Raw genomic sequence first — 14294 nt, 5'->3', positions numbered from 1 at the left:
GTACGGAATCCGCAGTGCAGCAGATTTTGCGGCCATGTAGTGCCGAGCCATGCTCGGCAGGGGCTTTCACGGTAATGCCTCAGAAGCAGCCCTCACCCCAACCCCTCTCCCGCAGGCGGGAGAGGGGCTTAAGCCGGGCGTCGCTCGCATCTGGCCTACTGCACCGTCACCCGCTTGCGGTTGTCGGCCGAAACCCGGTCGATCAGCTTGTTGTACGGGTCGAAGCCGGCTTCATCGGGCTTCTGGTCGACGGTAACGGTGATGCTCGGGGCAGCGGCGGTGATGTGGTGGCGCTGCAGGTACAGCACCTTCTCATCACGTTCCTTGCCGGAGGCACCCTTGGCGAACACACCAACCTCGATCCAGTCGTCCAGCGTGCCTGCGGTCTCCTTGCCCATGCCGTCGGCGTAGCGCTTGTCGGCGTGCAGCTGCAGGGTCACGTCGTAGCGGCCGTCCGCACGCATCTTCGCGTTGGCCTCGACCACGCGGTTGTCGTAGAAGCTGATCTTCTCGAACAGGTCGGTGATCAGACCCTGCTGCTCGGGCTTGGCTTCGGCGCGGATGAACTCCAGCAGCTCAGCCGAGGTGGTATACGGCGGTTGCTGGAAGGCCTTGGCCTGGATGAAGCGGGACAGGGCGCGGTTCAGTGCTTCCTCACCCATTTCCTCGCGTAGGCGATAGAACACCAGCGAACCCTTCTGGTAGTGGATGTATTGCTGGTTCTCGTTGCGATAGAGCGGTTGTTCCTCGACATCCTCGCCACCGCGGCCAGATAGATATCTGTCCAGTTCATCCTTCAGGAACTGGCGCATGTGGCCGCGTCCGTATTCCTTCTCCATCACCATCAGGGCAGAGTACTGCGATAGTGATTCGGTCAACATCGTTGCGCCTTGGACGTTGGCGCTGATGACCTGATGGGCCCACCATTGGTGCGCGGCTTCGTGCGCGGTTACATAGAAGACATAGTCGACGCTGTCCTTGTCGCGCAGGTCTGCGATGAAGCCTATCGACTCCGAGTAAGGGATCGTATTGGCAAACGCTTGGGCGAAGGTGCCGGTGTAGCTGGGGAACTCGATCACACGGAATTGCTTGTGCTGATATGGGCTGAAGTTTGCCTCGTAGTAGGTGAGTGACTTCTGCACCGCCTCGATCATCCGGTCCACGTTGTACGGATGCTTGGCGTCGTAATAGATTTCGATAGGGATGTTCTTGTACATGCCCTTTTTCACCTGCCAGCGTGCCGACAGATAGGCGTAGAAGTTCAGCATCGGCCGGTCCATGGCGTAGCTGAAGCAGCGACGGCCATCGCGTTCGAACTCCCTCTGCAGGTAACCCGGTGCCAGCGCGATCTGGTCCGGTGCGGTGCAGACGGTGCTGCGGAAATCCAGCCAGTCGGCATCGTTGGAGATGTAGGTATTGGAGCGCGCGGCTTCATCCTCCAGCTTGGGCATGCGCGTGGGTTCACCGAGGTCACGCTTGCGGCGTTCGTTGCGGTCGCTGATCTCCGCGCCGCTGTCATAGCCAAAGGCCGGCAGTACACGGCTGTTGAAGAAGCTGCCGTTGTCGACGATCTGGGTCTGTGCCTGGTCGGAAGTGATGCCGTTGGGGTGGATGTCGACAGTGAAGCGGATATCGCGTTCCTCGCCCGGTGCCATCGGTGCATCCAGGTGATAGATGCGGTAGCCCAGCTCCTCATCGTGGGTGGTCAGTTTGGCGCCGCCCATCTCGATGCTGGCCAGGGTCTTGTCATCGCCCATCGCGACGTGGATGTCGGGGATGGCGGTCGCATGGGTATTGCGCACGCGGTAGACGCCGTCGATGCGCACGGACTGGGTCTCCGGGTGCAGGTCGACGTTGTTGTCGATGGCGATGATGCGCGGCTGCGGCAGGTCCTTGTACTTGCGATAGTCGCGCTCGTAGCGGGCCTGGCGGTCCAGCAGCTGGTCCGGCGAGACAAACTCGTTGCGGACGTTGGTATTCCAGTACAGCCAGCCGCCGCAGGCGATGAAGGCCAGCACTGCCGCCGCCAGGCCGCCTCCCAGCGGGCCACGCAGGCGCTGCTTGGCCAGGCGCAGGCGTTGCCGCCAACCCGAGTCCACGCCGCGCACCCACAGGGCGGCGCACAGCAGCAGCAATACCAGCAGGAACAGCGTCCAGTAGCCCTGGAAGGCCAGCTGCCCGGTCAGGAAGTGACCGTAACCATTCATGTCCGAGTACGGCGCATTCGGCCAGCTGCCGAAGTTGTACAGGTTCTGGGTGTAGTCGAGCATGCCCAGCACCGACTGCCCGATCAGCAACAGGATCAGCAGCGCGTAACCCATGAACTTGTTGTTGCTCAGTACCTGCAGCACCAAGGCCATGCCGCCCATCAGGATGTAGACCCCCGAGTCCAGCGCCAATGTCTTGAAGTACAGCAGCGGCTCGATCTGGGTGTAACCCTTGCTCAGCTGGATGGCGATGGCGGTAACTCCGCCGACCGCTTGGAACGCCAATACCACTGCGATCAGGGTCAGGAATTTGCCCAGCAGTGGCACCCAGTTCGGCACCGGCATGGCATCGCTGATGCCGGCGATGCGCGCGCTCCGCTCACGCCAGACCAGCTCGCCGGCGTAGAACAGCACGATGAAGATCAGTACGAAACTGAAGCTTCCCTGCAGCGCTTCCAGCATCTGCGACGTCACCGGCCAACTGGGTGTGCCGTACATGGTGCGGCGGTGCAAGGCGTTGGGGACGAAGTTGGCCATCGCCAACGCTAGTAGTACCAGGAATGGCACGCTGCGGAAGGTGCTTTTCGCATCGAAGGCAACTTGTCGCAGCAGTTGCTGCCAGCCTGTGCGTGTTGTAAATGCAGGTGTCGTCTTTGGAACGTCGACACTGGTGCTCCTGCGTACGGAGCTGGTCGTGGTTACGGCCTTGTCGCCGCGCTTGCGGCCGGTGCCACTGCGCTCGGTGCGGAACAGCAAGAAGGTTGCGGCATACAAGATGGCGGTGATACCCATCCACATTAGACGGTTTTCCAACAGATACCCGCTGAAAGCGGGCAGGCCCGTATTGCTCTCCTCTGCGGACCAGTAGCGCATCGCCAGTCCTAGAGGGCGCAGGCCGAACGGATCAAGCAGCGCAACGATGTGGCGGTTGTCGACGTCTGCCAGAAGGCTGCCGCTGACGAAGTACAGGACAAAGAACGCTATGACGCCAATGTAAACCCAGAGAATGCTGCGGGTAACTACGGCTAGTAGTGACAGCAATGAGGTCGCGAACAGTAGGTTTGGCACCAGCATGATGCAGAACGACCAAACATACGGTCGCAATGACACGGGGCCGAGTCGGGCGGAATCGATCCATGGCATGAACTGTGCCACGAAGGTGCCGATGGCGATGACCACGTACATCATCAGGCTGGCAAGCAGTGCCGCGCCTATGCGGCCGAGAAGATAATGACGACGTTTGATGGGGCTTGAAAAGATCAACTCGTCTGTATTCAGATCGAAATCGCGAAGCAGGGCGTTGCTGACGAACAACGTTACAACCAACAAACCAAGTATCGAAAATACAGCCAGGAAAAACGCAATAACCGACGGTGCATTGCGGTGCACATTGCCGATGCCACCACCGATCTGGATGGCATCGCTGGAGGCAGCGCCGAAGGCGAGGAGTGCGAACAGTGCTGCAAGCAGCCACAACAACGGGGAGCGCAGCTGCTCACGCAGCTCAAAGCGCAGGAATGCAAGAGTCATGGTCGTCTCCGTCAGGCGGCCTGCGCCTGCAGGCGCAGGCGCTGGAAGTAGACGTCCTCGAGGCCCGGCGCGACCGGTTCGAAGCCTGCTTCAGGGCAGTTGTCGGCGAATACGTGGATTACCGGGTGGCCGCCAACCAGTCGCGTCGACAGCACGGTGAAGCGGCTTTCGTAATCAGGCAGCGCGGTTTTGGCCACCTGCTTGCGCCAGACCTGCGCCTGCAAGGCATTGATGGCCTCGGTGGGGCGCCCGGTCAGCAGCACCTCGCCCTTGTTCATGATGGCCATGGTCGGGCACAGGTCGGTAACGTCCTCGACGATATGCGTGGACAGGATCACCGCCACGTTCTCGCCGATCTCGGCCAGCAAGTTGAGGAAGCGGTTGCGCTCTTCCGGGTCCAGGCCGGCGGTAGGTTCATCGACGATCACCAACTGCGGGTTGCCGAGCAATGCCTGGGCGATACCGAAGCGCTGGCGCATGCCGCCGGAGTAGGTGCCGAGTTTGCGCTTGCGTGCATCCCACAGGTTGACCTGTTGCAGCAGCGCTTCGACCACTTCCTTGCGCTGCTTGCGCGCGGTGAGGCCCTTGAGTACGGCGAAATGGTCGAGCAGATCGAGTGCGCTGACCTTCGGATACACACCGAAATCCTGTGGCAGGTAGCCGAGCTTGCGGCGCAGCGCGTCCTTGTCGCGCAGGATGTCGATGCTGGCGCCATCAGCGGTAGTCAGCGTGGCGCTGCCAGCGTCGGCTTCCTGCAGGGTGGCCAGGGTGCGCATCAGCGAGGACTTGCCGGCGCCATTGGGGCCGAGCAGGCCGAACATGCCGCGAGGGATGTCGAGATCGACGTTCTTCAGTGCGTGTACGCCATTGGCGTAGGTTTTCGACAAGCCACGGATCTGCAGCATGGGGACCGAACCTCTCCTTGGATGATGGCTGTCACATTCAGCTACAGCCGGGCTCCGGGCAATGCGCCGGAAGTCATTAGGTCCAAGGACGTAGGTACGGTCGGGATGTGACCTGATCTTGCGCCCTCCCTTTGGCCGAAGGCCAAGGGGAGGGTTGGGGAGGGGTTGGCTTTATTGCTTCTGACCTTGCTTTGGCTTCGCGGCTTACGCCGCTCCCACAATCTGAGGCGCTGATGTGTTGCCGGGAAAGCCCCTGCCGAGCATGGCTCGGCACTACCGAGCTGGCGTCTCGTAGAGTTCCAGCGGCAGATCGTCGGGGTCGGCGAAGAAGGTGAAGCGGCGGCCGGTGAACTCGTCCACGCGGATTGGTTCGCAGGCAACGCCTTCGTGCTGCAGATGGGCGACCACTTCATCCAGTGCTGCAACGCGGAATGCGAGGTGGCGCAATCCACAGGCTTCAGGCCGGCTGGGGCGTGCGGGAGGATTCGGGAAGGAGAACAGTTCCAGCTGGCTGCCATCGGGCAGGCGCAGGTCCAGCTTCCAGGAGTCACGCTCGCTGCGGTAGTTCTCGGCAATCACTTCCAATCCGAGAATGCGCACATAGAAGTCACGCGAACGTGCGTAGTCTGCTGCAATCACCGCGACATGATGGATGCCAAGCAGGCTCACCGCGCGGCATCCAGCCAGCGCCGTGCGATGTCGATGGCCAGCGCATAGGGTTCGGGTTCGTTGCGGTTGCTCAACACGATCACCGTCAGCTTCTGCTTGGGATAACGCACGATCACATTGCGGAAGCCGATGCTCTCGCCGCTATGCCATAGCGCATCCCCATTGATGCGCCAGCCGAAGCCATAGAACGGCACGTCGGGTTCGCTGGTTTTCGTTGCCGGGCTGAAGGCCAGTTTCAGCGACGTCGCTTTCAACAGGCGCTCGTCGTACAACGCTGCATCCCACTTGGCCAGGTCGTCGATGGAAGAATAGATGCCGCCATCGCCGAGCACGGCACTGGTGGTGCTCTGGTCGGTGCGCTGCCAGCGACCATCGATCAGGCTGTTGCCATAGGTGCGATTTGGCACCTCATCGACGCCGTCCTGATGCGCGTAGGTGTTGCTCATGCCCAGCGGCAGGAAGATGCGCTGGCGCAGGAAGCTGGCGAAGTCGCTGCCCGAGGCCTTGCCAACCACCAGCGCCAGCAAGGCATAGCCGCTGTTGCTGTAGCGGTAGTCGCTGCCCGGCGTGAAGTAAGTCCGGTTCTCTTTCTGCAGCAGCTGCAGCACGTCGGTGTCATGGACCTGACGGGTGTCGACCGGGTCCATCAGGTCTTCGTAGTCGAGCAGGCCGCTGGTGTGACTGAGCAGCTGGCGCAGGGTCATCGTGTCGGCGACTGCCGGCAGGCTGGGCAGCCACTTCTTCAGTGGGTCGTCGATGCCCAGCTTGCCGTCTTCGGCGAGCAGCAGGATTGCCGCGGCGGTGAACTGCTTGCTGACCGAGGCCAGCCGGAAATTGCTGGCCGGAGTAACCGCAGTGCCGTCTTCCAGTACCGCCAGCCCGTAGCTGCGGCGGAACGCGGGCTGGCCATCTTTCAATACCAGCACCGAGGCGCCGGGTACCTGGCCGTCATAGCGTTGCATCAGGCCATCGATGCCCGCATCAGGCGGCGCCAACGGGGCTGCACATGCAAGGCTGGAGCACGCGAACAGGCAGAGCAGGGCGAGTCGGGGTTTCCAGCGTGGCATGGCGGCTCCTTGGCAGGTGATCAGGTTTTCTTGCTGGCGATCCAACGGTCGATCTTGGCTTCAAGGATCTCCAGCGGCATGGAACCGTCCTTGAGGATTTCATGATGGAACTCGCGTGGGTCGAAGCGATCGCCAAGCGCGGCTTTGGCCTTGTCGCGCAGCAGGCGGATCTTGATCTCGCCTACGCGGTAGGCCAGGGTCTGGCCGGGCAAGGCCATGAAGCGCTCGACTTCCGACGCGGCGTCAGCGGCGGGAATATCGGCGTTCTTGACCATGTAGTCGGTGGCCTGCTGGCGGCTCCAGCCGGCGGCATTGAGGCCGGTGTCGGCTACCAGCCGCACGGTGCGCAGCAAGGTGGTCTGCAGATAGCCGAGCTGGTCGTAGGGGTCGTTGTACAGGCCCAGTTCCTGGCCTAGCGACTCGGCGTACAGGCCCCAGCCTTCGACATAGGCAACATCGCCACCGAGGCGGCGGAAGCGTGGCAACGCGGTCAGTTCCTGCTGGGCACCCAACTGGTAGTGATGGCCGGGAATGGCTTCGTGCAGGTATTGCATGGTCACTGCCCAGCGCTTGCGTGAGGGCAGGTCGCTGGTGTTGACGTAGAGCACGCCTGGCTGCTGGCCATCTGCACTGCCCGGCTGGTAGCTGGCGGCGCTGGAGGTGGCGGCGCGCTCGGCTTCGACGGCCTTGATTTCCAGGCTGGCCTTGGGTTGCTCGTTGAACAGGGCCGGTACCACTGCGCTAACCCGACGCCCGGTCTCGGCATAGCGGGCCAACAAGGCGTTGGCGTCGCGGAACACGAATTGGCGGTCATTGCGCATCGCGGTGAAGGCTTTCTGCTGCGAGCCGCGGATCTTGGCTTCCTTCATCACTGCATCGATGCGCGCCTGCAGGTCCTTGACCTCCTGTTCGCCCAGCGCGTGGATCTCGGCCGGCGTGCGTGCCGGCGAGGTGCTGCTGGCGACGTTGTGTGCATACCACGCGCGGCCATTGGGGAGCGCGGCCATGCCATCGGTGCTACGTGCGGCGGCCATGTATTCGGTGGCGATGAAACCGCGCAGCGAGCGGTAGGCCGGCATGATCCGGTTCTCGATCATGCGCTTGTATTCGGCAGTGAGCCTGGCCTTGTCCTCGGCGGAAAATTCCGCCGGCATATTACGGATCGGGCCCCAGAACAGACTTTCTTCTGCCGTAGGTTTGATCACTGCATCCAGCTGCGGCAGTACTTTTTCCATCAATGCGCGGGGCTGTACCACGCCAGCGGCCTTGCCTTCGCGCATGTTGGCGATGGCCTGGTCGAACAACGGTGGAATGCCGAGTGAGCGCTTGGACCAGTTCTCATAATCCTTGACCGTGCGGAACGGCTGCGCGCCGGCACCTGAGCCCAGCACGGCAATGATGCTGGACAGGTTGTAGTACTGGTTGATCGGCAACATCCAGGTCGGGTACTGCTCGCCGGCCAGCGAGACCTGTGCGTCGCGCACGAAGATCTCGTAGCTGAGCAGATCCTGGCCCTGCAGGCCGGTGGCGCCGACGGCTTGGACCTTGCCCAGCCACTCGACCATGAAGTCGTGCGATTGCTGGCGCGAGGCCGAGGACAGGAAGTTGGGTAGCTGGTCGTTGTAGCGCGGATCGCCCTGGAAGGTGGCCTGCAGCGGGTTCAGCCGCATCGAGGCATCCCAGTATTCGTCATAGATGCGATTGAGCTTGGCCGCGTTGTCCTGCTTGATCGGCAGTGGCACCGCTGCCGGTCGGCGCGGGGCCGGGCGCGGGGTGCTGCGCGGCTTGGGCTTGGCGGCGCGGCTTTGAGGCGCTGCCTGGCGCTGGCTTTTCTTTTTGGCCGCGTCGGCAGGGGCCGCAACGGACAGCGTCATGATCGTGGCAATGGCAAGCGCAAGCAGGCGCAACGGGCTGTAAGGCATCAGGTGTTCCGCAAATACATCGACCCGGGAGCTTGCCCGATATCAGCGGAGACGACCAGCCGTGGCGCGGATGAACACGTGCCGGCGATACAGCTCTGGTTGTGCCCCATGCCCTGCGGTGGCTGCCGCAAGGCATGGGATAAGGCTTAGCGGTCGACCGAACGGGTGAATGGCACGCTGTCCGGGGCGACCGCGCCGCCGGAAATGATGAAGCTCATGGCCTGATCCACGGTCCAGTCGGTGGGCGTGAGCAGCTCGACCGGGACGATTTCCAGATAGCCGGAGGTCGGGTTGGGGGTGGTGGGTACATACACGGCGGCCAGTTCGCGGCCGGTGCCCTGTTCCTTGAGTACCCGGGTGACCAGTCCGATGGACTTCATGTCCCGGTGCGGGAAGTCGATCAGCACCACGCGTTGGGTGCTGCCGGGCTTGGTCTGCAGGATGTCCAGCAGCTTCTTGGCGCTGTCATAGATGATGCTGGCCAGCGGAATGCGGCGGATAACCGCACCAAACCAGCGGAGCAGTTGCTGGCCGATCACCCGGCGGCTGAGGATGCCAACCAGCAGGATCACCAGCAAGGTGGCCAGCAGGGCGGTGATGTCCTGCATCCATTCGACCTTGATCCAGCCCAGATAATCCGGGAACGAGGCGGCAATACGCTCGGAAAGCGGCACGATCAGCGGGCTGCTGATGCCCGAGAGCAGGACGAACACGAATTTGACGACCACCCAGGTCAACCAGATCGGCAGCAGGGTCAGCAGGCCGGTGAGGAAAAGACGTTGCAGGGAGGGGCGGGGGGCGGGGGAGACGGCTTCTGGCGACATCCGCGAATTGTATCGTTCGGCTGTCATCCGTATGTGCGCCGCTGAACGCTGGAACGGCTGCGTTCAGAGAAATCTGTGTTGCTGCCGTAGTTCAGTCCGTTCTGCGTGCTTCGGGCTTGAGCCGCACATAGACCTGTTTGCGCACCCGCGCAATGACTTCACCTTGCGCGTCGAGCACATCGTTCTCGAACCAGTGCAGGTATTTGTCGCCGTTGGCGGTGGCGGCCTTGACCTCCTCCAGCGTGGCGTCGTCCAGCCGGAATTCGGTCCACACCACACCACGGCCGGGCTTGAGGAACTCGATGGTGCCGGCCTTGTCCCAGACGAAGTAGCGGCTGCCCATGTTCTGCAGCAGGCACAGCATCCAGAACGGGTCGGTCATCGCGAACAGGCTGCCGCCGAAATGGGTGCGCACGTAGTTCACGTTCCAAGGCCGCTGCCGCAGCTCGACCCGCACGTAACGGTAGTCGGCGCTGATGGCGGTGACGTGGATGCCGGCGAACAGGAACGGAGGCCACAGGTTGATGCCGCGGCGGAACAGGCTGGCTTTCATTGCGGATGCGGACTGACAGGGGAACCGGAGTCTAGCATTCGCAGGCGTATGGAAAGGCTCAGTGCGGCCAGGGCGGGGCGATCCGGTAGCCATCGCGGCCGGCCTGCTTGGCTTGGTAAAGGGCGGTGTCAGCGGCTTCGAACAGGCGTGCCGGGCCGTCGTCGGGGCCGGGCAGCACGCTGCACACGCCGATGGTGACGGTGGTTCGGGTCTTGCTGTGCTGCGCCTTGTCGACCGGGATGCTGAGTTGGCGTACGCGGCTGATCAAGCTCTGCACCAACTGCTCGGCGCCGGCCGGCGGGGTGTCGGGCAGGATCAGGGCGAATTCGTCACCACCGAAGCGCGCGGCAAGGTCGCGCGGACGCCGCGCCATATCGTCGATGGTGCGGCCCAGGTAACGCAGCAGGCGATCGCCGACGTAGTGCCCGTGGCTGTCGTTGCAGCTCTTGAAGTGATCCACATCGATCAGCAGCAGGGTCAGCGGGCGGCCACTACGGCGGGCGGCATCGGTCTCCCGCCGCAGCGTCTCTTCAAAGCGCATGCGGTTGGCCAAGCCGGTGAGGGGGTCACGGTTGGCTTGGCGACGCCAGTAACGCATCTGCCATAGCGTCCAGAACAACAGCATGCCGATGAAGCCAGCGGTCGCTGCAACCGGTGCGAACCATAGGTTGGCGCCATGCAACAGAGCCAGGCTCAGCAACACAGGGGCGGGGATGGCCAGTGCGCCCAGCAGCCAGCGTTGGCGGATGGCAGAGGTGATGCCCAGCGCGCCCAGTGCCACCAGCGCGATGGTGATTGCAGTTTGCAGCAGCGGTGGCAGCGGGCGTATTGCGTTGCCCGCCAGCAGCATCGAAGCGACGTTGGCTTGATACTCGCTGCCACTCATCCAATTGTCGCGCGAGGTCGGGGTGAGCAGGCGAGGGGCGATGCCGCTGGCGGTCATGCCGACAATGACCAGGCGGTCCTTCAGCAGGTCGCTGGGTATCCGGCCCTCAAGCACGTCGATATAGGACATCTGCGGAAAGCTGCCGGGTGGCCCGGCATAGCGCAGTCGCACGTAGTGATCGCGATGCCATTGATAAGGAGAGCCGTTCCGTGGCGCAGGATCGACCATGCCCGGTAACGGCTCGTTGATCCCGGCCAGCGCGGCACCGAGCGCAGGCCAATGTGGCGAGCCGATGCCGGCCTTGAGATAGACACCGCGTGCAACACCGTCACCATCCACTTCGATATCGGTGTGTGCGAGCTTGGCTGCCGCTTTGGCAATGGCGGGTACCGGTAGCAGCTCCTCAGGTACTGCTTCGTCACTGGCCGGTGCGGCCAGTACCGGCAGCACGACCCGCCCATTGCGGCGGATCGCGGCCGCCAAGGCATTGTCCTGGCTGGCGTCCTTGCGATCGGCGTCGGGGAGCATCAGGTCCAGTGCAACACGCTCCACGCCCGCCTGGTGCAGGCGATCCAGCAGCCGCGCATGAACGCTGCGTGGCCACGGCCATTGGCCCAGTTGCTGCAGGCTGCGGTCGTCGATGGCGATGATCGCCAAGCGGGGGTCGGGCGGGTACTCCCAGTTGCCCACCAACAGGTCATAGCTGGCGACATCCTGTTGCCAGAACACCCGCGCATGGCTGAGCCAGCCAACCACCAGCACGCAGCCGAGTACAAACAGCAGCCTTACCTGCCAGCGCGGCCGTAGTGGCCTCATAAGGCGAGCAGCAGCAAGACGCCTGCGCCCACGCCATAGCAGAGCCGGCAGCGCAGCTGGATCTGCTGAGGGGTGGAGAAGGTGCTGGCATAGCCATCGTCTTCGATGCTCTGCACGCGCACATACAGGGTGCCGCCACGCCAGGGTTGCTTGAAAGCGATCTCGGGGGTGTCCACTTGTTCGTCCAGCAGCAGTCGGGAGAAGTCTGCCTTGCGCGAGATCTGCACGCGATAGTGCTGGGCGGCGCTGTCGGCCGGCCAGCGCAGGGTCAGCAGGCCCTTGCGGTCTCTTGCCGAGTCCAGTGGCGTCGCAACGGGCACATCGCTGAGTTGCAGCGGCAATGCCTGGCCGTAGCGGCCCGGGTTGTTGTCGCCATCAATTGAGGCCAGTCGCCAGAAATAGCTCCCAGCCGGTAGTGGGCTGCGGATGCGCAACTGCTGGCCACTGGCCTGTTGTTCGACCAAGGGTTGCAGGAAGTTCGGATCGTCGGCGATCTGCAGCACGCTGCCAGTGGCGCCGGCAACCTTGGCCCATTGGAAGCGGGGCTGCAGCTGATGCACGGTCTGCCCATGCAGCGGCGCCAGCGTCAAGGGTGCGGGAAGGCCTTCGGGCACCAGGAAATCATGCTCGGCATCCAGGCCTTCGACGCCATCGGTGTCGATGGCACGGACCAGCAGGCGCAGCTGGCCGGGCGGCAAGCTCTCGATGCGGATCTGCGGCTCTGTCAGCTCTCGGGCGAACAGGACGACGTCCGGCGTCGCCGCAAGCACTACCTCTACCCGATAACCTCTGGCGGCATTCAGCGGTTGCCAGGCAGCCAGCAACGGCAGTGGCTGCAGCCGTAATTGTGATTCAAGCAGCTGCGGGGCCGGCAGCAGTTGTTGCGGTTGTGTCGGCGCGCTGCCCGCTGCGCGGACCAGGGTTGCATGGCCGCCACCGATCACCCGCTGGCCGGCACGATTTCCAACCTGGACACGCCCCTCGACGACTTCGGTGGCGGCCGGGCTGTCCTCGTCACCGGCGTTTACCCGGAACAAGGTGCCGCGCACGCTGCTGGTCGCGGTCGGCGCGGTGATGATGTAGCGCGATGCCGGCCCGCGCGCTGGCGTTACCTGGTTGCTGCTGCGTCCGCGCTGCAGGCGCATGCGGGTATCCACCATGCCGGTGGCGCCATAGCTGCTGAGCTGGTCCAGCTGCAACAGTGAGTTCTCACGTAGCTGCAGGCGTGAATCATCGGCAAAGCGGAGGGTGACGCTGGCATCGTCGCCGGTCTGCAACTGGCTGCCGATCGGTAGCAGCATGTTGGCCTGCACGGCGCGCGTGCCGTTGACCGGATCGCTCACCTGGGCCTGGCCGCGCGACGCGACCACCCGTGCTGGTGCAGGTTGTACCCGCAGCCAGGCAATAGGGAAGCGCAAGGTCTGACCGGGCGCGAGCCGGTACGGATCGGCGATCCTGTTGTGCGCCTGCAACTGTTGCCACTGCACATCGGCCTTCAGGTAGCGTGCGCCCAAGTCCCACAATGTGTCGCCGGGGCGTGCGCGGTAGTTCCAGTCTTGTGCAGTGGCCAGCGTTGTCCAGCACAGCAACAACGCAGCTACCAGCAACCGCAGGAGGGATGGGCGAACGTCGATGTTTCTCACGGCCACTTTGGCTCCAAAAACGCGTGTCCGTTACGCTGACATCGTGCTGCTTGCAACTTCATCGTCGTGCGATCCAGGGCGCCGTGGCGAGGGCCACGGCAGGATCATCCACGATGAGCTGTGAATTTTCGTGCAATTGACACGCAAATTGAACTGTCTGGCATCAAGTTAAAACAGTAGCGAAGACATCTTCCGGCGGTAGCGACCCACCAGGTCTTCGTCTTCGATCACCCGGAACGCGTCGATCAGCGCTTTCTTGGGCAGGCTGTCGCGGAAGCTGCGGTCGATGCGCAGCATTTCGATGAACTGCTCCAGCGCGGCTTCGTCTTCGCCTGCCAATAGATGGTGGATGCCGAGCAGGTAGCGGGCTTCCAGGTCATTGCCGTCGGCCTGCAGGCGCGCCGCCAATACATTGGTAGCCGGTGCTTCCTGCAACGCGGCGGCAAAGTCCAGGCGCGCGCGCCCGCGAATGGCGCGGTCATCGGTGGCGAGGTTGGCCGGCAAGCCGTCCAGTAGCTGTCCTGCCTCGCTGGTTGCGCCGGTTTTGAGCAGTGCCAGGGCCAGATCGAGCTTGAGCTCGGCCTTGTCCGGCTCAGCGGCAATGGCCTCGCGCAATGCGGCGACTTCGGCCTGTGGGTCCAGCGGCAGCGCCTGGATGTCTTCTTCGACGGCAGCAGCCGGTTCAGCAGGCATGACACCGTGCTGGGTCAGGAACTCGCGCAGCTGGCCCTCGGGCATCGCGCCGGGGAATCCATCAACGATCTGCCCGTCCTTGATCAGGAAGACGGTGGGCACCGAGCGGATCTGGAAGGCGGCAGCGACCTGTTGTTCTTTGTCCACATCGACCTTGGCCAGCTCGAACGCACCGTTGTATTCGCCGGCGAGCTTTTCCAGCAGCGGCCCCAAGCTTTTGCACGGGCCGCACCAGGTGGCCCAGAAATCGACCAGCACCGGGGTCTGCATGGATTTCTGCAGGACTTCGGCTTCGAAGGTTTCGGTGGTGGCCTCGAATACGTGGGGAAGATCGCTCATGGCTGGCTACGTTGCTGTCAGGAATGTCCTTTATGGCGACGGCGGGGCGGGTTCTCAACCTCTGTGGGGTCTGGTGAGATAAACAACAGGTGGGCAGGCTGCAGGGCGGTAGGCGCAAGGCTTCACTGATAGTGCCGTAGTGGCGGACACACCAACCGACAGCGAGAAAACAAGAGGCCACAAAAACCAATAGACCGGGCACAAGAAGAAAAACGCCCCCCAACTACATCCCCAGCCGAG

At 63.1% G+C, this 14294-nt stretch carries 10 protein-coding genes; all 10 read right to left on the bottom strand.

Annotation, left to right across the window (positions count from 1 at the left end):
• Positions 1-155: 155 nt before the first annotated feature.
• Complete coding sequence (locus ACVOLL_RS08900) at positions 156-3737, bottom strand: ABC transporter permease/M1 family aminopeptidase (protein WP_481512573.1); 3582 nt, start codon at positions 3735-3737, stop codon at positions 156-158.
• 11 nt (positions 3738-3748) lie between these two features.
• Entirely contained in the window at positions 3749-4642 is an 894-nt protein-coding gene (locus ACVOLL_RS08895) for an ABC transporter ATP-binding protein (RefSeq protein WP_481512572.1), read from the bottom strand.
• A 273-nt stretch (positions 4643-4915) separates the two neighbouring features.
• Positions 4916-5311, bottom strand: coding sequence for an SMU1112c/YaeR family gloxylase I-like metalloprotein (gene gloA2 / locus ACVOLL_RS08890; protein WP_481512571.1), 396 nt, complete (start codon positions 5309-5311; stop codon positions 4916-4918).
• Positions 5308-6378: a serine hydrolase domain-containing protein gene (locus ACVOLL_RS08885; RefSeq protein ID WP_481512570.1), complete on the bottom strand. Its 1071-nt coding sequence runs from the start codon at positions 6376-6378 to the stop codon at positions 5308-5310. The genes gloA2 and ACVOLL_RS08885 overlap by 4 nt, the downstream gene beginning before the upstream one ends.
• A 20-nt stretch (positions 6379-6398) precedes the next feature.
• Positions 6399-8300 (bottom strand): DUF885 domain-containing protein, encoded by a 1902-nt coding sequence (locus tag ACVOLL_RS08880; RefSeq protein WP_481512569.1) that lies wholly within the window; start codon positions 8298-8300, stop codon positions 6399-6401.
• A gap of 146 nt (positions 8301-8446) precedes the next feature.
• Positions 8447-9124 (bottom strand): DUF502 domain-containing protein, encoded by a 678-nt coding sequence (locus tag ACVOLL_RS08875; RefSeq protein ID WP_481512568.1) that lies wholly within the window; start codon positions 9122-9124, stop codon positions 8447-8449.
• Between the two features lie 91 nt (positions 9125-9215).
• Positions 9216-9677 (bottom strand): DUF4442 domain-containing protein, encoded by a 462-nt coding sequence (locus tag ACVOLL_RS08870; RefSeq protein WP_481512567.1) that lies wholly within the window; start codon positions 9675-9677, stop codon positions 9216-9218.
• Between the two features lie 58 nt (positions 9678-9735).
• The gene (locus ACVOLL_RS08865; RefSeq protein WP_481512566.1) at positions 9736-11379 is read right to left on the bottom strand and encodes a CHASE2 domain-containing protein; all 1644 of its coding nucleotides are present in this window, start codon (positions 11377-11379) and stop codon (positions 9736-9738) included.
• A complete protein-coding gene (locus ACVOLL_RS08860; protein ID WP_481512565.1) occupies positions 11376-13028 on the bottom strand; it encodes a FecR family protein in 1653 nt (550 codons plus the stop codon). Before ACVOLL_RS08860 ends, ACVOLL_RS08865 begins: the two co-directional genes overlap by 4 nt.
• 162 nt (positions 13029-13190) lie before the next feature.
• Positions 13191-14054, bottom strand: coding sequence for a thioredoxin (gene trxA / locus ACVOLL_RS08855; protein ID WP_481512564.1), 864 nt, complete (start codon positions 14052-14054; stop codon positions 13191-13193).
• Between the last annotated feature and the right edge of the window lie 240 nt (positions 14055-14294).

It is taken from the genome of Stenotrophomonas sp. STEN035 (assembly GCF_056759935.1).
The sequence above is the reverse complement of the archived record's forward strand: the minus strand, read 5'-3'. Positions and strand labels throughout refer to the sequence as shown.

What these genes read in the sequence shown, in the direction of transcription:
- ACVOLL_RS08900 (WP_481512573.1), bottom strand. Translation starts at nt 3,737, where the DNA reads ATGACTCTTGCATTCCTGCGCTTTGAGCTGCGTGAGCAGCTGCGCTCC.
- ACVOLL_RS08895 (WP_481512572.1), bottom strand. Translation starts at nt 4,642, where the DNA reads ATGCTGCAGATCCGTGGCTTGTCGAAAACCTACGCCAATGGCGTACAC.
- ACVOLL_RS08885 (WP_481512570.1), bottom strand. Translation starts at nt 6,378, where the DNA reads ATGCCACGCTGGAAACCCCGACTCGCCCTGCTCTGCCTGTTCGCGTGC.
- ACVOLL_RS08880 (WP_481512569.1), bottom strand. Translation starts at nt 8,300, where the DNA reads ATGCCTTACAGCCCGTTGCGCCTGCTTGCGCTTGCCATTGCCACGATC.
- ACVOLL_RS08875 (WP_481512568.1), bottom strand. Translation starts at nt 9,124, where the DNA reads ATGTCGCCAGAAGCCGTCTCCCCCGCCCCCCGCCCCTCCCTGCAACGT.
- ACVOLL_RS08870 (WP_481512567.1), bottom strand. Translation starts at nt 9,677, where the DNA reads ATGAAAGCCAGCCTGTTCCGCCGCGGCATCAACCTGTGGCCTCCGTTC.
- ACVOLL_RS08865 (WP_481512566.1), bottom strand. Translation starts at nt 11,379, where the DNA reads ATGAGGCCACTACGGCCGCGCTGGCAGGTAAGGCTGCTGTTTGTACTC.
- trxA (WP_481512564.1), bottom strand. Translation starts at nt 14,054, where the DNA reads ATGAGCGATCTTCCCCACGTATTCGAGGCCACCACCGAAACCTTCGAA.